We start from the raw sequence: 23,357 nt of genomic DNA on the forward strand, positions 1-23,357 counted from the left end.
GCCACCTGCCTGGAGGATTACCCTCATGAGTGTAGTAGCCAGAAGCGCCACCACTTTTTTGCAGTCGCATCGTGTCATTGACTGCATCCTCGAGATATTGAGCAAATCCTGCATGAATAAATTTCATTGTCATGCTCATAATGGGTAACCCCTTACTTACCTTACAAAGTTAATGAGAATATTCACGCGCGCAACAAGGTTTAGCAGTCCCAAGGTGAATTTGCACTACTGGTTGCTCGGATGAGCTTGTCAGGGATTTGTTTTATTTCCCAGACGCTTATATAAGGGTTAAACACACTTTGTCGCTGCTCCCATTGAAGACCCATATCACGCCGCGTGATATCGCGTAAAATTTGGGAATGGTACATGTTAATAAACTCTTTAGCAGCGAGCACGGATTGCTGATTTAATACGACCACTATCCCATTAGTGTGGAAAGATAGAGGACTGATGACAGCGTGTGTATGGTAGTTGGCTTCGCCATTACGGTTGGTGTAATGATCGTAGGCTGCTATGGCAAAACCAGTAAGCTTCACATTAGCTATACCATTAAAACCCATTAGACCGTAGCATCCATTTTCTTCAAACTGGTGTATTGCTTCTTCTAATGCTTTATTCCAGAGAACATCGAGATCGTTGCGCATAGATTCATCAGCAAGAAGCCACAGTAGACTAAAACTTTTAGGCGCAACAAACATGGCGTCCATACCTAGAAAATTCATACTAGTGTAGGGTATGAGCCTTTGACCTGTGACGGGATTTTCCATTTTCTCGATGAGAGAGTAGAGCTCATTCTTGCCAACGATATCTCCACTCGTGTGGTTCACGAGTTGTAGTCCGCTACCAAGCCACCTGCCTGGAGGATTACCCTCATGAGTGGAGCAGCCAGATACTCTGCTATATGCTTGTGCACGCATGCTGTCATTCACCATGTGTTCAAGATATTGAGCATATCCTGCGTGGATAAATTTCACTGTCATACTCATAATGGGTAACCCTCCTGCGTCGGTGAGATGTGATTTCTAATTGGAATATCCGGGAATGAAATCAGTTTCAGGTTGCGTAGGATTCTCTTTTGCTGGAGACACGCTGGATATAGTCATTGTGGAGCTTTGAGAATCAATTCTCTCGTGCGTGGTAGGAGTGGTTTCTACCTCATCCTGTAGAATCGTAGTATCCTTCATGCTTGTACGAATCTTCTGGGTTAGGTTATAGAGGCTATCAATATTATTCGCTTTAGCTTCCATAGTACTTACCCCTGATGCGATAAGCTCATCGTACGCGTCTTGGTAATCACGCATAGATTTTTCGATTCGAGTAGCAATCTGGGTAAGCTTCTTTTTGTGCGTGTTAAATGCTGAGCGTTGAGCTTCCAGAGTTTTAATCTTGCTTTCCAACTCCTGCTTATAGCGGGCAATCTCTTCATCAAAATTGAGAACCATAATCTGTTACTCCTTAATCAAAATTTTATTATTGTATTGTCTACCATGGCAAATAATCAGCATCATTATCGAACTGAACAGGCTGTGTATTCTGTTCGTATTCTTGCTGCTCTTGAAGAAGTGTTGCCGTTTCATTCTGAATTTCTAGCGATGGCTTGTCAATAAAAGAGATGGGAACTGGTTTTAATAATTTGTCCCAATCCACATCTGATTCTTTGAGCGTATTCATCCAGTATGATGCCATGGTGCTGTTCTCATTGATAGTCAGGTAGCCTGTAGAAATCATACGTGGCAGTGTGATTTCAAGGAGAGAGATGAACTCTCTATCGGCGAGGGCTTGTGCTTCTAACTGCTCAACATGTTCACGTAAAGCTTTGAAATCTTTTTCTCTTTCATAATCTTTGAGAGTGAGTTGAGCATACGCATAATCGCGCGCCTGATCGCGAAGACGCTGAGTGCGTTCTTTGCATGCCATTACACGGCAGTAGCCACTACAAAACTTCTTATGCTTTGCGCGCTTATCAGTGATAGTGAATGATTTGTTACAGCGTTCACACTGACGAGTAATAGGTTCCATTTTCTCTCCTAAAGTGCTCATTAGTCCTCCTTTCTCTACCTGTACCTACTTAATAATGAGAAAGTAAAAAAGTTTTCTTTGATATAAAGAAAATCTCAAAGGCGTTATATAACGCCTTAAAACTCTTAAAGCCTTGAAATTATTGGCGTGAGCCAATAAAAACACCCGAAGGGTGCATTGGTTCCTTAAAATTAAAAAACTTTTATTTTTATGTTTCTGAAGAAAAATCTGTGGATAGTTTTAAGAAAAAATGGGTTAAAGTGTGGAGTGATTTTATGAAAAATTCTTAGAAGAATTTTTCATAAAAGAGAAGAAAAATTTTTGAAGAACCCTAGAACCTTTTTATGAAAACAGTGCCACGGAAAATCACGCGCACAAGAAACCACAGAGCCAAGCAAAACACGAGCAAAAATTTTATAGGGATAAAAGAAAATTGCCTCGACTTGTTTACTAAGTCGAGGCAAAATAAGATTTTTGTTTTTACAGTTCGTCGAGTTCATTCATGTGCTGTGCCATGTAGTCAGCGAGCCAGTTCATGCCGTAGGCTTCTTCAAAGGATTCGAGCAAGAGTGATAAGTCTGTATGGAATCCGTAACTGTGGAGAGTATCTTGTGCTTGTTTTACTGATGTGAGTTTGAGCCTGCGAATAATTTCAGCGCTATCGTGTTTGTCTCTTTCTCTGCCACTTTCTAGTTTCATACCAAGGATATAATCAAGCGGCGGCATGAGCACGGTAAGATGAGAGAATTGAAAAACAGGAGTGCAAATTTTGCGCGGTGGGATGCGGTTCATGTTCGCAACAGAATTATTAAGCCATAATTCATCTGGCTCGTTCGCGTTATATTTCTCACCGACCTGTTGAATTATGTTTCTGATTTTTTCATTTTCTGTATAGAAGGCATCAACGTCTTGCGTGCCTCGAAGATTGTAATACTCAAGAACGAAACCACCAGCACAAATAATTTCGAGTGTGATATTTTCGTTCGCAAGATTGTCATTGAGTTCAGCGAACAGTGGTGTCTTGTCCATAACGTCCTTCTTTGAAAAGTTGCAGAATATTTTTTGGTTGTGCTTTACGATTCGCTTGGAGCACGTGCTCTCTTGTGTGTGTGCCGTCAGTGAGTGCGTCTTGCAATGTTATTTTTTGGAAGGGAGTCAGCACGGTGCTGTTGAGTAACCGTGTGACATCATCACTGGTGAGTTTCGTGCCATTGTCTTGAATAACTTTGTACAGGTAGCGGAACCATAAATCCCCATCTCGTTCGCTATTCTTACTTGCTTGAATCATATACTCGTACCACGTGTGCATGTGTCGTCTCCTTCTGTGTATTACCTGATTCTTATTCTAATCGGACAACACACAAACTTTTAGTATGCTAGGCATAGGCATAAGCCGCTTGCCTTATCGAAGGTGAATGCTCTGCCACCGTCTTCAACTTCGGAACAATTCTGGGCAAGAAGTTCAATATCGATACTGTGATAGAGAAGCGAATAAGGAAGCTCACTATGCTGGGCAAGTTTGGGAGTTATCCACGTCTCGCTAAAGTCTTCAAACCATTCTTCGACATCGCACACGGTAAAGCAGTCAATTTCGTCAATGGTGTGGTGCGCGTCGAACCAATCTTTGAATTGTGGATATTCTTCGAGTACGTTTTCGATGTCGCTCCCGTCATACCATGTGCACATTTCATCTCTCCTTTTCCTCGGGGTGTCTGTGACATTTTTTTGTTCAAGTTCCTTGAACACTGAAGACATATCGCCGTGAAGTGACGTAGCGCATAAGCTGCGCGTGGACCTTTAGGGACATCGCGGGCGTTGCGTGGAGGAACGTGGCGATAGGATCGTAAGTGTCAAGGAAATTGACAAACCTTAAAGAAAATTTTTTGTACACCGCAGGTGTTCCATACGAAAAAGAATGGTTGTACACGCTTTAGCGTGTGCAACACAATATTCCTGTCTATTGAGTCGTCAAGTACATACGAAATAGGGGTGAAGAATATGAATCCTTCACCCCATGTGCTTTTATAGGTTTTAGTCTGTGGTGGTGTAATAGTAGTCAAGCTGGTCGCTTGTGAAGTTATCTTCGCACCATGCTGCCAGGGTCGTATACAGGTCGTTGTATACACGTGCTTTATCCTCGTTGTAGAAATGGTATTGCCAGATTTTATTGTTCAACACCATGACAAGCTCGGTCATCATTTTGTAATTGCTGTGCCACTCATTAAAAGCGCGCTGGTAAGTATCTTCGATAGCGTCGAGACCAAATGCTTCTGCTATGGTGAAGTCTTCCCAGAAAGTAGTGATTGGCGTGTACCCGTAGTCTTTGAGTGGATTGTAGATTTGTGGCATAGTGATTGTGGTGCTCATTGTGTTTTCCTTTCAAAAAGTGGGGAGAAGAGGCTTTTCTCTTCCCCGTTGTGTTTGTTTTGATGATTGCGTTTCACGTCCTGCCGGTGGATGCGTTTCACACCCTCGGGGTGCTTGACCCAGCTCGCGCGGCCGAAACAATTTATTGTTGAGAGACGCTCGGATGGGTTGACATGCGTCCGCTGGTAGGGCGAGCATTCATCGGTAAAACAAACACGGGTAGAGAAAACACGTGCTCCAGCTATGAAAAGGAAAAGAGTGAGCAGTCGCTCTTACTGAATGCGCATAATCTCCTCACTCTTATAAGTACACGGGCAGAGTAGCTGATGGTTTTGCGAAGGATAATAGTGCAGAGGATTGTGTGGTAGAAAAAGATTGTGTTCCATGCGTGCAGGGGTGGGTGCGGCTCATACACGTGTGATGGAGAGTGAATGTGTAGAAACTATTCTTCTGGCACCACTCTTACCAGTAGCGCGTAGACGTGTATGCGTGTGCTCAACCTATCGGTTGTGGGGTGTGCTTGTATATCCATCTGTATGAGCGTATTAATAGTGCATGGTTCCAGGTCTTTGGCTTATCGTCATGGGCATTCTTGTGAGAAGAAAACCGACACGAAAGCGTAGGCTGGCTTATACAAGAGAAATGAAAAGGTGGTGGAGCACCCACCTTTTTCGTGAGTGTTCCACCACGAGGGCTTTAGTGACCCATGTTGATAGACCAGTAGCGTTTCTCGTCTTCACGAGCATGCGTGCCTTGAGGGTCGTCAGGATTGAAGTACGCGTTGCTGAAGGTATTGATGCGCACACCGTACCGGCCTGGAATGTTCGTGTAATAGCCTGGCTGGGTGCGCTTACCCTTGAGCAGCGTATGGTGGCGCAAGTCGAAGAGAGTGACTGTTTTAGAGGTGACGTGAATGACTTCGTAATAATCCCAGTTGGTTTGGTCATACCCCCATGTTGCGACGAGGATGTCACCTTCCATAGCGCCGTGCACGTTAATGGAGTTGCGGGTTACTGGTGCTTCGAGTGTGGTAGTCATAATAATCCTTTCCGTTAAAAGTGAAACAGTGGTTGTTTCGCTTGGGTTTTCTTTTGTTGATGATTGCGGTTCACGCTACGACTGGCGGCATATGTCACACCCCTTGTGGGTGCGTGACCTGGCACGCGTGGCTGCAACGTAAGTGAAAGACACGACGGACAGGTTGACATATGTCGCTAGGCGCAGCGAGCATTCATCGGTAAACAAAAGAAGGCCTAAGCGGTAAACAGCCACTCACATTTTTTAAGGAAGGAAGTATTGTCTTACCACACGAGGCGCCTCGTATGCGTAATCCTTAGCTAAGTGCATAGATGCAAGGAAAAGGCCATGTCAGCGTGTGGGGTGTGAGAGAAACTATCAAGATGAGAAAGTAAGAAGGGCTACCCTAATGGGTAACCCTTCTAGTGGTATAGCGGTGCGTTTAGATGTGGTAGTCGCCGGTTACTGTAGTCATGATGTACAGGTCACGATAGTGAGGGTCGAGATAGTCAAGGCTACTTTCAAGTACTGTCCATGCGCGAATAATTGTCTGGTGTTGGCAATTGCGTACTCGACTGCTGTCTTTCCATAATCTATTTGTTTCTGTGTATGCTGTAGCAAGGAGGATCCAGCATGAGATGATACTTGCGAGTATGATTGCCCACTGTGGCATGCCGTGGCCTATTTGTGAGCATAAGGCAGGGGCAGCGGGTGCTAAGACGAGCCATAGAAGGTCACGCTGCCCGTTGTCTAGTGTAAACTCCATGATAATTCTCCTTTTAAGATTCTCTTGTTTTGATGAAGCTTAATTGTGGTGTCCACCCGTTACTGTCATTCATATCGATGGTGTGGGTGATACGGATGACGAGACGGACTTTACGTTCTTGTTCACTCATTCTTGTTCTTTCTTTTCGTTGCTCGTTTTGATTTTTTGATACATGCCACCTGAAAAGTTGCCGATAAGAAATGCAAAGGCTGCGAGAGTAATCGTTCGTATAGTCTGGTTGTCTGATAGTGTTTCTACGAGTACGCAGACGGTCACACTGGTAAAAATTAGTGCGAGTGTGAGTTTTTGCCATCGTGTTTTTGGCGTATGTGTCTTGTTCGCGCTCTCTTGCATGAGATGTGCCATGTAGGTTACAAGACCGCTGTATGCAATAAGTGCATTTATTAGGATGAATGCTGCGAGTATACGAATGAGCATAAAAGACCTTTCTTTGTTGTAGTTTTGGTTATTCTTGGAATAAGGCGGGCTCTAGTTGGGAGACATAGTCTTTATCGAGTGTCCAGTTGTGGATGAAGCGTAGGTCGCACGAGTTTTCGTATGTGTTTTCAAGCTCGCTTATGGGGTGGATGGTGTATCCGGTTTTTTGCGCGTCTTGCTCATCTTGTGTGTTTTCGCAGATGTAGATTTTGTGGCATCCGTCGTATGCGAAGCTTGTGCCGGTGACTGGCTTGCTGTTAATTTTCATTCTTGTTTTCCTTTCTACTTGTATATGATTTTTCTTATGGTTTGGTTTTATATAAAAACCCTGGTGTGATTATTTTTCGTTCGTGTTGTTGAACACTGGAAGGGACAAAAACGGAATGCGCTGGAGCCAACCCCTTGCGGGCCCTAGCTTCGCGCGTGTCCGTAACGCGAGTGGAGGACGCGGGGAAGTTGGCGGAAGTGACCCGTTTTTTAGAGTGGGAAGTGTCAAGAACACGTCATAAAAAGCAAAAAATGAGAGTACACCGCAGGTGTTCCATGCGATGATAATGGGTCTGCCGCCATGATAGTGGTGGCAGATTCTTTGTTCTGCTGGTGGCGGCTGGTTCACACATCTTTGTGTGAACTTATGGAAGCATAGTAGCCACCCTTCTCGCGTGGTAATAGCGCGGCTTGCTCCTGGGGGTAATGCCCTAAAATTTATGGAATTTTGTTCAGGGCATGCCCTAGGGGTAAGACGCGCCCCGCGCGGGAGGGTGGCTGCGATAAGCCACCAGGGGCTGGCAGAAAAAGTTGCGCTTCTTTTTCTGCCAGCAAACCCTCTGCTTACTTCTGGCACCAGTGGGGTGTGATGTGGTGAAGGAGCGCTGTAGTAGTGATGCGTGCAAGCCCGTACTTCTCGTCTATCGTGAGTGCTTTCTGGGCTGTGATACGAGCGTTTGTCGTGTCATTTTTCAGCCAATACAAGTATGACAGTGTGCCATAGACTGTGACAGTTTCCCTCTGACTTAATCCTTTAAGTTCCAGCATGGTGGTCAGCAGTGCTATTGCACGATGGATGCGCCGTGTGTCGAGGGTGAAATTGTCATCTCTAAAAACCAGGTCGAGGCTTGAACGCACATAGTGGACAGTTTTCTCAGCGAATGGGTGCTCAACGTTATCGAGGAAGTCTTGCATGGTGCAGCCATGGAAACTATCAATAAGGAACATGTCACGCACGATGAGGAGACTGCTTAATGCTTGGATACCGTAGCGTAGTGTGTTCTCGTCCAATCCTTTCGTGGTAAAGCCTGCTAGGTAGTTGTGGAATGCTACGAGAGCTTCTACCTCTCCTATTAGGAGTGTGACCGTGTGGTCGCTGTTGATGGTAACCATTTTTTTTATCCTTTCCTTGTGTGTTGGTAGTTCCAGGGCAGGCACACCCGTAAACCCACAAGAACACTCCCAGTCCTTGTGCGACGCTCCAGGCTCGACTCCGGTCAGCCCGTGGAACATGTTGTGGAATGGGCTGGCAGGGGTGAGCTTGTTGGGTGGCGTGACAAGGCTGGCGTGTGGTCTTTGGACTGGGTGTGCTAGCCTCTGGGCTACCAACACGAGAAAGTGGGGGCGGCGACCGGTGGCAGCATTCTTGCTGCGCCACAACAGTACAGTCTCCACGAGTGAAACTCGTGGAGACAATAGCCGCCCAGACTTTTTAGTGGATCCGGGTATGGTGCTGATATTTCTTTTAATTCTCATGATGTTAGTCAAAAGAATTTACAGACGGGACATCAGTTATAAATATCCTAGATATAGATGTTGGTGCTATTTGCTCACGGCACAAATGAACACTCTATGACAGATAAAGTATGGTTCACTCGGTTAACTTAGATGTCTGAATTGAAAGCGTTCTAATTTAAAAATAAGCTGCGCTGTGAAACTTCTGTAGTGAACTTTCACAGCGCAGCTTGTAGTTGTGCTCGTATTTACAATATTTATTGCATCTTATTCTGCTTTAATTGAACGCAATCGCTTATCGAATATGCAGATAAGCACCAGTATAAAGTGGATAAGAGCAGCTATGACAATTATTCCTGACTCTGCATGTAGAGATGGAATGGTCATGTGGGAATAAGCGTAATCCCATAGCGGATAGCTTACTGCTCCTATAGCGGCAACAACTGAGATGAATACAGACATTACCTGTCCAACGAGATTATCATCTACTGCATGAATAAATACTGTTTGGAATGGTGGATTTACTACTCCTTGGAAGAAAGCAAAAAGGAAACCAAACACGACTGCTGCTATAGCGTTAGGCGCTAATGCCAGTCCTATTATAGAAAGAGTCACTAGTATATGTGAAAGAGTGAGTAGCATAGAGAAGGACATTTTGCTGGACACTTTTGGCGCGATGAGATAGCTGAGGGCATACCCAAGTGACATTGCGCTTAAATACCAGCCATATCCTTCTGCACTATGTAGAACCATTGAGAATAAGAGGACTCCAGCAAAGCTTATGCCAGTAGATGCGATAGCTTCGAGTATTGCAAATGGAGCTAAAGTCCTGTACGTTTGGTTTTTTACAAATGTTGCCATTCCCCTAGCCCAAGTTGCCAAAAAGCCTTGAGAATATTCTGGATTTTCATCTGCGACGTCTGAAGTATAAATTCCGGTTCTAACTGCATGCTTGTAAATAAAATAAATAAAAATTATTATTCCTGCTAATGCGATAGTTTCTGTAAATAGAATTGGAATGTATAAATATTTACTACTCGCAAAACCTGCAACTGCTGGTCCTACTAATGTACCCATGAGGCTTGTAAAGCGAAGAAGTGAAAGAACATTAATAAGATCATCATTTTTTGTTACACGATTAACAAAGGAAGTAATAGCAGGAAAATAGAAAGTATCACATGCTGTCGTAACCATTACAAGTATACAAACACACCAAAATAGGAGCAACTTGTTAGCAGATGGGGTTGAGAAGGATACCGATACAATTGCGATAATACATAATCCCGCAATCATTCTTGCTAAGCATGCAGCAACTGTTGTCCTGAAAATTCCTACATGCTCAGCTAGTGCTCCTGAGAAAAGGCCTGCTACTAATTCACTTATTGCAGTGAGGGTGAGGTAAAGCGATAAATAATGGCTTGACTGCTGAAAACCGATAAAAAGTGAGTTCAATAGCCATAATTGAATAGTAGTTGAGGCTAGTGTAGTTGCATAGTTAGAAAGAAAATCACTAGCTGCTAAACGCAGATATCCGCGGTAAGGTTTAAATAGATTCGTCAAGGTTTGCTCGTTTCGCGAAATTACATTGCCAAATTATTGCTTGAGAGATGCTATCGGCACTAGTAGTGAAGTATGTTGTAAAGTCGTCGTTATCCCAAATCTGTTGCTGTAGGTTCTTGTCATCACGCACTGTGCTAAAGAGTTGAATAATCTGCTCGACGCAAGATAATGTTTTCTTTATATAGAAGTATTGTTGTGCGAAATCGACTTCTACTTGCTCTCCAGGGATAGTCGTATGTATTTCTTGGAATGTCCGTAGCAAATCAATTGTTTTAATAAGCGATATTTTACATGTCTCGAAATATTCTTGTATTGAATGGATGGTGGATGTTTTCGCTGTGTTTGTACTGACGATAGTGGCTTCAAGTGCAGCATTTGCTTTGAAAAAATATTCTGTTGCTTCAAATAGAGAAGCGCAATATGCTGCACTTGATTTCACATACTCATCAAACATTTCTTCGTACGAAGTCATGTTCATTATTAACCTTTGGTGTGAATATGTGCGGATAAATTATGCCTAAATCATATGAGGATATGGTCGAGGTCGTGGGTTGATTCCGCCGCGCTTGCTATTCTTGTTCATCTTCTCCTTTCATAAGAACAATGCTGTATCTTATTTGCATCTTCATCTATGAAGATACAAATAATCCTAATACAGGATTCGCATTCTTTCCAAGTGTGTCTCTTATTGTGGAATAATTTTATATAAAAATTAGTAGTACATTATTAGACCTTAACTATTTACCAGTCTCAGCTCGTAGTACGTGTTTTCTGATATCCCTACTGTTTGGCAGAGTCCGGCTATTCGTATGTCAGGATTCTTTCTGTGGAATTGGTGGATAAGGTGTAACGCTTGGCTTCAATCAAAACCCTCAACTCTGCTCGCCATCTGGTCGAGGAATATGCTGACTTGCTTGTGTACTTGTTCTGGCATGCCGGACTGTGTGTAGTCGGTGTTTTCCCGCCTGTTGATGCAGCGTTCAATCCTTTTGCGCCCGATGAGGGTGGACGGCATTCCAGTCTGTGCAAAAATAACAGACAGTCTGACACCGTTATCGTATTGCTGGACAGCGTCTTTGTGGAATTGGCTTGTGTAGTAGATTCGTGTGGCTGTCGCGTGTTTGATAGCTGGAAGACTGTTGAGATAAGCACGTTGACTAGGGGTAAAGGCTGTGTCTTTTCTACTCATGAGTATGAACCGTTACGTGTGAAAGATTAATAAGAAATCAATAGAGGAAGAAGAAAATATAGAGTGAGGGGCCACACCATTGCACGGAGATAGTCCCGTGTGCATGTGCGACCCCTCGCCAGTTAATACTAAGCGTGTTTACGGGTTAATGCTTACGAGCATTTTCCTTGTTACGCTTAGTGATCATGATGCTTGCTCCTGCGCCCAGGGCTGCAAGAGCAGCGATAGCGATAGACACGACCGCGCTACCAGTCTGAGCCAATGGTGCAGCAGTAACACCGTTCCAATCATCAGAATCTTCGACTGGAGTGTCATAGCACACACCCGTATTACCACCATTACCATTATCTCCACCGTTTGGGTCGAATGGGTGATCGTTATGGGATGCGCATGGCACGATAGGTGTACCAGTCGTGTGACCACGGTCGGTATGATTCATCGTGTTCATACCAGTCAACGTGCCCTTGACTTCTACGTATTCGCCAGGCTTTAATACCAGGTTAGACCAGTTTGCTGGATACTCCAGATTAGTTACCGTACCGGAGCCTGCGATAGTCTTATCATCTAACGTGATCTTGGTCAGGTTGACTTTACCGGTGTTGATGATACGGAACACAATCTTGGTGCCGTTCTTGGTAGACTTCAAGGCTTCGCTTGGTGTGTTACGGTCTCCCGCTTCAAGACCAGATGCTGCGTCGTACTTGATGAGTTTAATAGCAGGGGTCTGGTCTGGGGTCTTGGTCCACACCATATTGGATTCGCGTTCAACATCATTCATGGTTTCCACGAACGTGTTTTCTACGCGATCGCTTACGCCCAAACGGGTCATTTGCACGTACGCTGTCCAGGACAAGTCACTATCCATAGCAGATGCAATATCAAGGAACTGTTGTGTTGCCTCTACAGTAAACGCACCATTAGCCTCGGTGAAAGTGAAATATCCGGCATCAACACCGCTACCGTCGATACGGCTACCCTTGGAGATCACAGTGCCGTCAGCGAGCTTAATGTCGTTGTTGACATAGACTGCCCACTGGCCGGTTAGCTTGTCAAACTTTTCATCATAATCATCCACGATGCGCCAATTCTTGATCTGCTTGTAGGCACGGTTACCAGCGATCTTGGAGCTATCGAGACGATACAAGAACTGATGATCCTTATAAATACTCTTACCATTCGCACTTTCGCCATTAACCTTAACAGTCACATCCTTCTTCGGGTTAATAACCTTTAACGGGTTAGTTACCGTGTTCGTTACATCCTTGCGATCGTTTGTAATCTGGGTGGCAGTGTTCTTCACTACATACCCGTCCTTGACCTGCTTGACTGTCATAGGAAGCACGATGGTGTAATCCTGACCAAGGAGAGACTGGTCGATTGCAGGGTTATTACTTCATACGAAGGTAATCATCATGATGATGAGGATGAGAGCGGTATGCAGTATGAGTTTTGGTTGTATCCAGATGGGTTCTATGTTATAGATAGCAGTTATTTGGAATATAGCTTTGAAACTATTGCTGATGATCCAAAAGGTTGTATACAAGAAAATTGCATTGAAAATATTGAAGCACAAATATACATTGTTTGTTGTTAAACGTTGTTGTTAACAATCGTATGTTGATAGAATTCTTTACGTGGAAGTAAATAATTGCATATTATTCAGCAATATTTGAATAAAATAAATAAGATGTGTCGTGTTTTCTTAATTTTTTAGTATGCTGGATGTATGCATTGTCCTTTTTGTAAAAATTCTGATACGAAAGTTATTGATACACGTATTAGCGAAGATGGCTATTCTATACGCCGTAGACGTGAGTGCCAGGTGTGTGGAAATCGCTTTACAACAGTAGAAACAACGCAGTTGCTCGTTATGAAACGTTCTGGTTCTATTGAACCTTTTGATCGAGCAAAAGTTGTTGCTGGTGTCGGTAAAGCATGTCAAGGTCGTCCTATCGATATTGAAGCGTTGAAAAATCTTGGTATGCAGGTTGAAGCGGATTTGCGTGCGCGTGGCTTAGCACAAGTAACATCTGAAGAAGTTGGTAAAGCCATTCTTAAACCACTACGCGAACTAGATGAAGTTGCATATCTTCGGTTTGCAAGCGTATATCAAAACTTTACTGGTCTTGAAGATTTTGAACATGCCATTGAGGATTTGAAACAAAGCAAACTAGAAGAATAAAAGAATAGAAAACACGTGTAAATAATACAAATTTTTGCGTTTCTATTCTTTTATTCTTCTATAACGCATACTTATGAACCGCAATGATGATATGAATTATTATTCAAAATTCTTATCATCGTGAGTGCGAATAATGTGTAATTGCTGCGTTGGTCTAGTCATGGCCACATAAAGATTGGCTGCAGCAGTGAGCCTAGAGGCTGCTTCTTGTTCGATTTGTGAAGGTTGAAGTACAATCACTGCGTCATACTCTAGACCTTTTACATCTTCTGCTGTGCAAACGCTGCATTGACAATCGTCGGCGCTTTGCTGACATAATCGATTCCACGTTTTTTCGGGTAATGCAAGTCGTAATGCTTGATTAACAATAAGCTGAGTATGTTGTACTGTGTCGCGAGGCGCAATGATTGCAATACGTCCACTTCCATCATCAGCAATAAATCGTTGGAATAGATTTGTGCAAGACTGCGCAAGAGCTGTATCAAGTTCTTTTTGAGATTCAACTGTTTGAGATACAAGTGAATCAGGAACTGATCGAACTGCGTTGACTGTAGATATATATAATCCAGAATCAGTCGCAGCTTTGCTTGCAAATTCAGAAACTTCGCGAGGATTGCGATAATTAATCGTTAATTCGTAAAGATCCCAATTGGACTCGCCAAACAGCGAATTCATATTTTTCTGCCAATGGTGAGTTCCACCCAAGGCAGAAGTTTGAGCAACATCGCCAACAATAGTAAAGGAGCGTGAAGGGCATCGACGAATGAGCATACGCCAATCCATGGCGGTAAGTTCTTGAGCCTCATCAACGACTACGTGTCCATATGTCCACTCGCGGTCAGATGCAGCTTTGCGGGCAAGTATACTAGCGTCATCGCCTTGCAAATTGTCGAGAAGCATATCGGCGGTTACTATGCCATTGCCAATTCCAGCTTGTGCTAAAGTGTCGGCCGCAAACTGTTGTTCCTCAAGTTTCTTAGCCTGCATCGCTGATTTCTGAGCCTCAATCTTAGGATCCGGGCCGAGTAATTCCATAGCTTCGTCGAGTAGCGGTATATCGGAACGAGTCAGTGGGCTACCTTTTGGTCTAGTAAGAGTGTCAATATCGTCATTGCTTAACCAAGGTGCGTATAGGCGTAGTTGATCCGGTTTAGCAAAAAGCTGATCAATGAGCCATTTGCCAGTCATAGGTAGCCAAGCAAGATTCAACGCAATTCGTAGCTTGTCGTCTAATCGAAGTTGAGAAGTTATGTCGTTCAATTCAGCCTGATCAGGAACATAATCAAGCTGCTCTAAATAGCGGTTTTTTAAGATGCTTAGCACAGTTTTAACAAATGTAGTACGTGCTTGATTATGCGGTTGATGAGTGTGTTGTGCATCTGATTGAGCGAGTTTTATATCTTGCGCGAGAAGAGGAATGCTGAATCCTCCAATACGTATCGTTGGAAGATTTTTAGGCACACGAATGCGAGCCGCAATAGCATTGGCAATAACTGTGCGCATGCGATACATGCCTTTTAGTTTCGCTGCATAAGGAGCATCTTCAGAAGTTGCGCACACTCCTGGAATTAAGTCTGCAATAGTACGACTTACTACGCCAGTTTCACCTAAGGAAGGGAGCACTTGATCAATATAACGCAAAAACGCTGAGCTTGGTCCAACAATAAGTACGCCAGAGCGTTCAAGCTTGCGTCGGTGCGTATATAGTAGGTAAGCTGCACGGTGTAATGCAACTGCTGTTTTGCCGGTACCAGGTCCTCCCTGTACTACAATTGTATGATCAAGTGGTGCACGAATAATGCGATCCTGCTCAGCTTGAATGGTGGCTACAATATCTGTCATCTTCCCGGTGCGACGAGAACCCAAAGAAGCAAGTAATGCGCCTTCTCCGGTAAGAGTTCCTTGCTGTGACGCTTTCCCTACTTCTTCAGAATGGATATCAAGAACTTCATCTTCAATACCGATAACATCACGGAAACGAAGAGTGATATGACGTCGCATAACAATATCTCCGTGATGTGAAGGTGTTGCCTCATAGAAAGGTCGTGCAGCTTCAGCTCGCCAATCAGTAAGAATAGAATCATGATTTTCACTTAACAAACCGATACGACCAATATAGCGACGTGTACCTTCGGTATTGTCAAGCCGACCAAAAACGAGACGATCTTCAACAGCTCGTAACTGCGTAAGACGATCTTCATACATGGTTGCAAAGGAATCGCGTTCTGTACGTTGCGTGGGAGAACCATGTGAACCAGCAGCGCGTACAGCGTCCAAACGTGTACGAATAGTGTTACGCAAGTCATCGAGCCGACTATAAGCACGGTTAACAGCCTGCTGTTCTTCGCTAAGTTGTGAGGAATAAGTAGACATATTCGTCCATTCTTCGTAAAGTATTGCAACCGAATTGTATCTAAAATTAGGCATTTAAGTATATCTCGAGGTTTATACACGTATCTTGATTTCGTGTTGCGTAAGAATTGATATTCCATAAATTGAGGATTCCATAAATTGAGCGAAATTTTAGTTTTATTTCCGAATTGACAAAATATAATCTAAACATATGTTTATAAGGGTTGATTTTGAATTATAAAGGGATAGAATTTTCAGATTGTTAAGCATAAAACGATGAGGTTTACTCCTATAAGTTTGTTGCAACTGGTTAAAAAATAAACAGAATATCTTACTTCATCACTGTTGATGGTAGTGAGTTTATGATATAGAAAGGCTGCTCACATGAAGAAGCTCATTCTTGATTTGGATACTGGTGTCGATGATACCTTGGCAATTTCTTATGCTCTTGGTAGTCCAGAAGTTGAGCTGATTGGTATTACTGGTACTTACGGCAATGTGCTTATGGAACAGGGTGTTCGTAATGCTCTTGCTATAACCGAATTATTCGGACATCCAGAAGTAAAAGTATATCGTGGTCTGTCGCATGCAAGCAAGAAGGATTCATTTGAAGTATTGCCAATTTCTGCATTCATTCATGGTGACAATGGTATTGGCGACGTTGTTATTCCGGATTCCAAGCGTGAAGCTGAATCCGAACCTGCAGTAGATTTCATTATTGATGCAGTAAAAACATATGGAAAAGATCTTATTTATGTTCCAACAGGACCTATGACCAATATTGCTGCAGCTTTGAAGAAAGCTCCGGAGATTAAAGATGAGATTGGTAAGATTGTTCTTATGGGTGGAGCTCTCACAGTTCATGGAAATGTAACGCCTTGGATGGAAGCGAATATCTCCCAAGATCCAGATGCTGCAGATGTCCTATTCCGTTCTGGTGCTCCGGTAACAATGGTTGGATTGGATGTGACTTTGCAAACCTTGCTTACCTATAAGGAAACACAAAAGTGGCGTGAACTTGGTACCAAAGCTGGTACCTTCTTAGCAGATATGACTGATTTCTACATTAAGGCTTACGAAACTACTGCTCCACACCTCGGTGGTTGTGGTTTGCATGATCCGTTAGCTGTTGCTGTTGCTGTGGATCCAACGCTGGTAACAACGTTGCCAATTAACATGCAGGTAGATGTAGAAGGTCCAACGCGTGGGCGCACTATTGGTGATGTCACTCGCTTGAACGATCCAGTTAAGACTATGCAAGTAGCTGTAGGTGTGGATGTGAAGCGTTTCTTGAATGAATTCATGTCTCGTATCTCTGGTTTGGCAAAAATCGCCGGCTGAATGCTGTAAACATTGTCGAATATAAGGAATTAACTGATTGGACTATTATGACTGAAAATGCAACTTCTATTGCGGTAGATCCGTATGAGGATCCAAAAACGCGTAACAAGGTAGCAATTTATTCTCTTATTTTGCTGCTGATTACATTTATTTTAGGAACATTGTGTTTGCAAGGTTTTAATCTTGTATTCAACCAGATTGGTAAAGCTGTTGGAGCTCCAGAACAGGCGTCTCTTATTACCAGCTTACCGATTATTGTTCTAGGTATAGTTTGCTTTATATATGGATCTTTAGGTGACTTTGTGTCACTTCGTAGACTCATAACAATCGGTCTTGTTACCTTGTTTGTTGGGTCTCTGTTTGGTTTTGTTGCAAACTTCTATTTCACTCCAAACTTGTGGACCGTCATTATTGCACGTATTCTACAAACCGCTGGTGAACAGGTTGCAGGATCTTCCTTCCTTGTTATTGCAACTAAGTATTTGCGTAATGATTTGAAGGTTATTTTCTTCGGTCTCTTTACGGCCGCCTACCAACTTTCTGCCTCTATTGGCGTGTTTGCTGCTGGTGCTCTTAGCTCTATTGCTTGGCAGTATTTGTTCTTGATTCCTGCAATTACGATTTTGTTCTTGCCTGTGCTTGTTAAGTGCTTGCCTACAAAGAATGGTATTGGTGGAAAGATTGATAAACTTGGCTTTACAGTATTTGGTATTGCTGTAACACTTCTTACACTGTTCTTCTCTTATAAGGCGTGGGGATTGTTACTCGGTTCTATAGTGCTTTTTGTTTTGTTTGCTTTCTACATTATGAAGGCAAAGAACCCGTTTGTAACTCCCGCATTCTTCAAGAATAAGCGTTGGCTTTCGGGCATTATTTTGATCTTCATCTTCTACTTCACCAACTATTGCATGCCTCCTATTTACAATGTGATTGGTGGCGCTCTGTATCATATGAATACTTCGCAAGTATCTTCCTACCTTGTGTGGGCTTTTGTGTGCGCTGCAGTATTCGGTGTGCTTTCTGGTACGATTATTAGTCATATTGGCCGCAAAGCTGGCATTATCACAGCATCATTATTGATGATTGTTGGTTGGGTTGGTGCTGCTTTGCTTATCAATACCGATTTCATGTCGCTTACTATTTGCGCTTGCATTTACTATGCGGGATGCGGTTTGATGTATTCTCCAATTGTCTCAACAGTTCTTTCTGCTCTTCCAGTTGAAGAATCTGGTCGCGGCTGTGGCATGAATGATTTGATTATGAATGTTACTGCTTCTATCGGTATTTCTATTTTCAGTGGTTTCTTTGGTGGAGATTTATTCAAGGGCTTCTCCCTCAGTGGTCTTCATGGACAGGCTTCTGGTTATTCCAATTTGCTCATGATGGGTGCTGGAGTGGCAGTTATTGGCTTAGTAGTTTACTTGGTTCGCAGCTGCTTTATCTCCGAAAAGAATGAAATTAGTGAAGAATAGTCTCAATAGGCTAATAAGTAAACAAAAATAAGTGTAGGCGGTCGTACAAAATGCGTGTGACTGCCTACACTTTTAGTTAATCATTTTATGCGTCTAGCTTTCGCATACGCTGTATACTAATTGGGTAAGCTGTTCCAAGTTCTTGTGCCCACAGTGACACATAAAACTCTTCGCACATCCAACGCAATCTTTCCGCAATATTTTCTGCTTCATCATGCGATGGTCCGGCAGGTAAAGATTTAGCTTTATCTTGTGCTTTTTCAACAATTTTGTGCGCTTCTTCAGCTTCCCAAGCCCAGCGAACATCGCGATTCTTATCTGATTTAGCTTTAGTGAGTCTAATCGCATCAGCTTGCAAGTATTTTTCAATTCTAGGAAGTGAATTTGCTGGAGCTTTTGCAATAAACCCTTCGTACACGAGGCTTGCAACATGTTCGCGAATAGATTGCAAAACAGATAATAATGGTAAATCAGCCTTACCGGAAACAGCTTTGGTAACCTCTGCCTGTCGTTTTAATATGGCAATTACATCGTGTGCAACTTCATATACAGTATCCTCATACATTTGAGAAACGTTAGCTACAGCTTCTTTTAATAAAATATCGTCCGTGATTTTTTCAGGATTTGGTATGAGTCGCTTAACTGCAGCCATTTGCAAGTCTTCAGCTAATTTTTGAGAACTTGAATAAGGTGCAGCGGTAAGCATAAGAGCTTCTGATCCAAGCCATCGAGAAGTAATGCGCTTATTATCCAACCGTAACATGTGTAGAGCACCTTCCCATACCATTTGAGAACGCGAAAGCATAGTTGCGCCAGATTTATGTAACAGATCAGCTCTTTGTACAATGTTTCCAGCTTGTGCTGCTTTATTTGCTTTACGATCAACTACTGCTCTTGCTGACTTCTGAGCTTCTTTGGCAAAATGTTGCTGTAATGTAATCAAAGACTTATTAGTACCAAGAATTGTAGGTTTTACTCGATAAGCAAAGTTTTTATGATTTGCAGGCTGATTGTGATTTCCTTTAGGTTTTCTTTCTTCAACGCTAAAAGTCACGCGTAAATATGATGAAAGTCTGTTCATCTGTTCATCGTTAAATACTTCAGGATGAATTTGTGCTCCAACAACAGCAATAGCAGCTTGAGTAAAAACTTCACGAAAATCTTGCCACGTAAGTTTGTTACTATCTTCGCTAGTTTCAACAATTCCAGGAAGCATATCATAATGTTCGTCAATCCAACCGCGAATTTTTTGAGCAGTGTCTGGTGCTGGCACGAATTGTACGCGCAAAGCTTTTGGTAAAGACTTAATCATGCCGATAATCAGTTCGTTAAGTAAGCCGGGAACATTCCATGTGAATTCTTCTGGAGTTAAACGAGAAAGTACATGAAGAGGAACATGCACTGTTACACCATCTAAAGGATTGTGAATATCGTACACATAACTTAAACGCAATCTTATAGGTTGACCATCGGTTCCGATTGTATTCCAATGGTCTGGATAATCGGCTAAATCGGTGCTTTGTGTAGTTTGTAAACGCTCAACTTCATCAGGATTAAAATCAAGTTTGTGGGGATTTTCTGCACGATTGTCTTTCCACCATTTTGCTAAAGTAACAATACTGGTAATTTCTTGAGGAAGTTGATTATCATAAAAAGTAAATAAATCTTCGTCGTTTACTGTTTCGCTTATTTGGCGCGTACGATTTGCTTGATTATCGGCGTCGTCAAGAATAGCACGATTTGCCAAAATAAAACCATCATGGGGGAATCGTTGCTGGATATCTCCTTCAACAAGACCCTGACGAATCATCAACATTCTAGCTTCATACGGATTGATGCGTGCCCATTGAACTGTACGATCTTGTACAATAGGTAATCCGTACAAAAGTACTTTTGACTTCGCTACAGCGGAGCCTTTAGAAGCACTCCAATGAGCGTCAGAATACGTTATTCTCGTAAGATTTTTAGCAAGAGGCTCAGCCCAAGCAGGATCAATCTGTGCACAATATCTTGCCCAAAGTCTAGAAGTCTCAACTAATTCAGTGCATATAATCCAGGAAGGTGTAGTTTTAGCTACAGAAGAAGCTGGGAATATTGCAAATCTTGTGCCGCGAGCGCCTTGATAATCGTTTTTAGCCATTTTTTGTGCACGCTTCATGGCTCGAATTTTTGCTGTTCCGCTTAATCCAGCAAAATCAGAAGCTTTCGGTTCACGCACAACTTGCATTCCCATCATCGAAAGTAAGCCTGCAAGCATTGAAGCGTGTATACCTTGTGAATCCCAAGAGCAACATAGACTATGAGCAGCCTGCTGATTATTAGGAAGTTGACGAATTTCCAGAGGAGGTCTTTTAACTGGAGCAGGTTCGCCAATTTTATAATGCAATTCTTGACACAAGTCTTGCAGTTGATGAACTAAATCTTTCCACTGTTTTAAACGCAAAAAATGGAAAAATTCTGCCTTGCAAATCTTACGAAGCGCATTATTACTCATATCTCCATCTGCTTGGAATAACCTATCCCAGATGTTTAAAGCAGTCAAAAAATCGCTTGTTTCATCAGCATAACGACGATGCAACCTATCTGCTTCTTCGCGCTGATCTTCAGGTCGTTCTCGAGGATCTTGCAAACTTAAGAATGCAACAACTACTAGTATCGCGGCAAGAGTATTTGGCGTAGTACGCTTAGCGGCTTCAATAATCATGCGACCTAAGCGAATGTCAATCGGTAACTTAGCAAGCTCGCGACCAATATGAGTTAAAGTAATTACACCAGATTTTCTGCTTATTGCGCCAAGCTCGGTAAGTTCGTTAAAACCGTCGCTTACGGCTTTGATGTCTGGTGGGTCAATAAAACCAAAATTAGTAATATCTTCGCCAGTTTTAGCAACACCAACCGAAAGCATATGCAGAACCACTGCACCAAGAGAAGTACGCAAAATTTCAGGATCTGTAAAACGTGGGCGAGTTTCATAATCTTCGCGCGAGTATAAGCGAATCGCAATGCCGTCTGCAATACGACCGCAGCGTCCGGAACGCTGATCAGCACTAGCTTGAGAAATTGGTTCTATAGGAAGTCTTTGCACTTTCGCAGATTTAGAATATCTGGAAATTCTCGCAAAACCAGGATCTACAACGTATCGAATACCAGGAACAGTAAGTGAAGTTTCTGCAACATTCGTAGCAATAACAATGCGCTGATGAGAGTGTGATTCAAAAACTCTATGCTGATCTTTTGCAGAAAGACGTGCAAAAAGAGGCACAATTTCAATCGCATCAGTTCGTTTCATATCGTTTGCGCGTGTGCCAAAATATGAACGTAAACCATCTTCAAACTCTCGAATATCGCGCTCGCCTGAAGCAAAAACCATAATGTCACGAGCACCATGTTCGTGACTTGAATGAATAACCAACTGTGCGCATGCTCGAGTTACAGCAGAAGTCATATCTTCGTCAGCAATATCTTCACGTTCTTGTTGGTTAGATTGGCTTTCTGCAACGGTATTTTCATCCATGGTTATGTCTGCAAAACCTGGTACATGTCTCATAAGAGAAGGTGCAGAGCCAAGTGGTTCGTAAAGTACTCGCACAGGGTAGGTTCGTCCAGAAACTTCAATAACAGGAACTTTTGTATGTAGCGCGTTTTCAAAATGGTCGCGGAATTTCGCAGAATCAATAGTTGCAGAAGTAATAATTAGCTTCAAATCGCGACGTTTCGGTAGCAAAGTTGTTAAATAGCCGAGAAGAAAATCAATATTAAGGCTGCGTTCGTGCGCCTCATCGATAATAATCGTGTCATATCGAGTAAGAAGTGGATCGCGCTGAATTTGCGCAAGTAAAATGCCATCAGTAACAATACGCAATTTTGTTTGAGATGAACTTTCATCAGTAAATCGCACCTGATATCCGATTTCTTCGCCCAGCTTTACTTCCATTTCGTTAGCAATACGCTCGGCTACAGTGCGAGCAGCCAAACGGCGAGGTTGAGTATGTACGATTTGCTTTCCTCTGCCACCTCTTCCAAGCTCAAGCGCCATTTTTGGGATTTGCGTAGTTTTACCAGAACCAGTTTGACCGGAAACAATCACAACTTGAGAAGACTTAATTGCTTCTATAATTTCGTCATGTGCTGCACAAATAGGAAGATCAGCAGGGTAATCGAATTTCATAGTATATTTATTTCTTTTCGTAGATATTTACTTTTTTAGTACTTCGATAACACGGTACCCTTTGGAACTAGCGTATTTTTCAACGCTAAAACTTTCATCCAGATTCTCCGCAAGCCAAGTAATTAATGAATCTGATCCAAGATTTTTTTGCACAACTAAATATGCTGCTCCTCCTACTTTTAAACGCGGTAGCCAAGTAAGCAACATATCGTGCAATATCTCTTTTCCAACGCGAATTGGAGGATTAGACCATATAATATCAAAATGATTAAATTCTTCAGCATATTTCTGCAAAGCATCTTCAACAAGAGTTGCATGAATATGTTTTAGTCCAGCGTTTTTTGCGTTTTGCGTAGTAAGTTCTAATGCACGCTCATTAACATCGACTGCGAAAATTCTTGCATTTGGAGACTCTAATCCAAGCGCCACACTAATAGGACCCCAGCCGCAACCAATATCAAGGAATTTTCCATTTTCTGGCAATTTTGGAGCATGTTTTAGTAATACTGAAGTGCCTAAATCAAGTCTCGAAGCACTAAAAACCCCGTTAGAAACTTGCATAGATACATCATTATTTCGCAAAGTAACGTGTAATATTCTGCGCTCGTCTTTTGATGATGGTGCTGCGGAAAAGTATTGCTCTCCGCTGATTTTTGTTTTACTAACTGTCTCTGATTGTTTCACTCGATGCTGATTGCTCATAATATTGCTCAAATTGTATTGTCTTGCAACAGCAGTACTGCTAGTGCTGCTATCTTGTTATA

20 protein-coding genes are annotated in these 23,357 nt (G+C 42.6%); 5 read left to right on the forward strand and 15 right to left on the reverse strand.

Going from position 1 to position 23,357, the window contains the following annotated elements:
- Positions 1-200: 200 nt before the first annotated feature.
- The 9 genes from mobF to HMPREF3208_RS06860 form a co-directional block, all read right to left on the reverse strand.
- Positions 201-986, reverse strand: coding sequence for a MobF family relaxase (gene mobF, locus HMPREF3208_RS02365; protein ID WP_016638057.1), 786 nt, complete (start codon positions 984-986; stop codon positions 201-203).
- 36 nt (positions 987-1,022) lie between these two features.
- Positions 1,023-1,442: a hypothetical protein gene (locus HMPREF3208_RS02370; protein ID WP_016637683.1), complete on the reverse strand. Its 420-nt coding sequence runs from the start codon at positions 1,440-1,442 to the stop codon at positions 1,023-1,025.
- 40 nt (positions 1,443-1,482) lie between these two features.
- Positions 1,483-2,040, reverse strand: coding sequence for a hypothetical protein (locus tag HMPREF3208_RS02375; RefSeq protein ID WP_016637682.1), 558 nt, complete (start codon positions 2,038-2,040; stop codon positions 1,483-1,485).
- Between the two features lie 459 nt (positions 2,041-2,499).
- Entirely contained in the window at positions 2,500-3,048 is a 549-nt protein-coding gene (locus HMPREF3208_RS02380) for a DUF6036 family nucleotidyltransferase (RefSeq protein ID WP_016637681.1), read from the reverse strand.
- Positions 3,023-3,328 (reverse strand): hypothetical protein, encoded by a 306-nt coding sequence (locus tag HMPREF3208_RS02385; protein WP_009994584.1) that lies wholly within the window; start codon positions 3,326-3,328, stop codon positions 3,023-3,025. Before HMPREF3208_RS02385 ends, HMPREF3208_RS02380 begins: the two co-directional genes overlap by 26 nt.
- Before the next feature lie 59 nt (positions 3,329-3,387).
- Positions 3,388-3,705 carry a hypothetical protein gene (locus HMPREF3208_RS02390; RefSeq protein ID WP_009994582.1) on the reverse strand — a complete coding sequence of 106 codons (318 nt, stop codon included), beginning with the start codon at positions 3,703-3,705 and terminating at the stop codon, positions 3,388-3,390.
- 345 nt (positions 3,706-4,050) lie between these two features.
- Positions 4,051-4,386: a hypothetical protein gene (locus HMPREF3208_RS02395; protein WP_009994580.1), complete on the reverse strand. Its 336-nt coding sequence runs from the start codon at positions 4,384-4,386 to the stop codon at positions 4,051-4,053.
- Between the two features lie 696 nt (positions 4,387-5,082).
- Positions 5,083-5,424 carry a hypothetical protein gene (locus HMPREF3208_RS06760; protein WP_162037913.1) on the reverse strand — a complete coding sequence of 114 codons (342 nt, stop codon included), beginning with the start codon at positions 5,422-5,424 and terminating at the stop codon, positions 5,083-5,085.
- 2,014 nt (positions 5,425-7,438) lie between these two features.
- Entirely contained in the window at positions 7,439-7,987 is a 549-nt protein-coding gene (locus tag HMPREF3208_RS06860; RefSeq protein ID WP_230454556.1) for a hypothetical protein, read from the reverse strand.
- A 78-nt stretch (positions 7,988-8,065) separates the two neighbouring features.
- On the opposite strand from HMPREF3208_RS06860, the gene HMPREF3208_RS06950 reads away from it, so the two are divergent.
- Entirely contained in the window at positions 8,066-8,188 is a 123-nt protein-coding gene (locus HMPREF3208_RS06950; RefSeq protein ID WP_255358933.1) for a hypothetical protein, read from the forward strand.
- Positions 8,189-8,596: 408 nt separating this feature from the next.
- On the opposite strand, the gene HMPREF3208_RS02425 is transcribed toward HMPREF3208_RS06950, so the two are convergent.
- Both HMPREF3208_RS02425 and HMPREF3208_RS02430 read right to left on the reverse strand, forming a co-directional pair.
- On the reverse strand, positions 8,597-9,889 hold the full coding sequence (locus HMPREF3208_RS02425) for an MFS transporter (protein ID WP_009993952.1): 1,293 nt from the start codon (positions 9,887-9,889) through the stop codon (positions 8,597-8,599).
- Positions 9,873-10,361: a hypothetical protein gene (locus HMPREF3208_RS02430; protein WP_226988337.1), complete on the reverse strand. Its 489-nt coding sequence runs from the start codon at positions 10,359-10,361 to the stop codon at positions 9,873-9,875. Before HMPREF3208_RS02430 ends, HMPREF3208_RS02425 begins: the two co-directional genes overlap by 17 nt.
- A 381-nt stretch (positions 10,362-10,742) precedes the next feature.
- Between HMPREF3208_RS02430 and HMPREF3208_RS06770 the strand changes: the two genes are divergently transcribed.
- Positions 10,743-11,108 (forward strand): hypothetical protein, encoded by a 366-nt coding sequence (locus tag HMPREF3208_RS06770; RefSeq protein WP_196488951.1) that lies wholly within the window; start codon positions 10,743-10,745, stop codon positions 11,106-11,108.
- A 115-nt stretch (positions 11,109-11,223) separates the two neighbouring features.
- Here the strand turns inward: HMPREF3208_RS06770 and HMPREF3208_RS02440 are convergent, their stop codons facing one another.
- On the reverse strand, positions 11,224-12,456 hold the full coding sequence (locus tag HMPREF3208_RS02440) for an LPXTG cell wall anchor domain-containing protein (RefSeq protein ID WP_268886636.1): 1,233 nt from the start codon (positions 12,454-12,456) through the stop codon (positions 11,224-11,226).
- Positions 12,457-12,804: 348 nt separating this feature from the next.
- On the opposite strand from HMPREF3208_RS02440, the gene nrdR reads away from it, so the two are divergent.
- Positions 12,805-13,260, forward strand: coding sequence for a transcriptional regulator NrdR (gene nrdR / locus HMPREF3208_RS02445; RefSeq protein ID WP_032814599.1), 456 nt, complete (start codon positions 12,805-12,807; stop codon positions 13,258-13,260).
- Positions 13,261-13,359: 99 nt separating this feature from the next.
- Here the strand turns inward: nrdR and HMPREF3208_RS02450 are convergent, their stop codons facing one another.
- Positions 13,360-15,633, reverse strand: coding sequence for a HelD family protein (locus HMPREF3208_RS02450; RefSeq protein WP_064347057.1), 2,274 nt, complete (start codon positions 15,631-15,633; stop codon positions 13,360-13,362).
- Between the two features lie 363 nt (positions 15,634-15,996).
- Here HMPREF3208_RS02450 and HMPREF3208_RS02455 point away from each other — a divergent pair, with 363 nt between their 5' ends.
- Positions 15,997-16,953: a nucleoside hydrolase gene (locus HMPREF3208_RS02455; RefSeq protein ID WP_016636560.1), complete on the forward strand. Its 957-nt coding sequence runs from the start codon at positions 15,997-15,999 to the stop codon at positions 16,951-16,953.
- A gap of 47 nt (positions 16,954-17,000) precedes the next feature.
- Entirely contained in the window at positions 17,001-18,425 is a 1,425-nt protein-coding gene (locus HMPREF3208_RS02460) for an MFS transporter (protein ID WP_064347059.1), read from the forward strand.
- 85 nt (positions 18,426-18,510) lie between these two features.
- On the opposite strand, the gene hrpA is transcribed toward HMPREF3208_RS02460, so the two are convergent.
- Both hrpA and HMPREF3208_RS02470 read right to left on the reverse strand, forming a co-directional pair.
- Positions 18,511-22,620, reverse strand: coding sequence for an ATP-dependent RNA helicase HrpA (gene hrpA, locus HMPREF3208_RS02465; RefSeq protein ID WP_269146676.1), 4,110 nt, complete (start codon positions 22,618-22,620; stop codon positions 18,511-18,513).
- The gene (locus tag HMPREF3208_RS02470; RefSeq protein ID WP_016636557.1) at positions 22,621-23,295 is read right to left on the reverse strand and encodes a class I SAM-dependent methyltransferase; all 675 of its coding nucleotides are present in this window, start codon (positions 23,293-23,295) and stop codon (positions 22,621-22,623) included.
- Positions 23,296-23,357: the final 62 nt, after the last annotated feature.

Source organism: Gardnerella vaginalis, from assembly GCF_001546485.1.
Lineage (GTDB): Bacteria > Actinomycetota > Actinomycetes > Actinomycetales > Bifidobacteriaceae > Bifidobacterium > Bifidobacterium vaginale_D.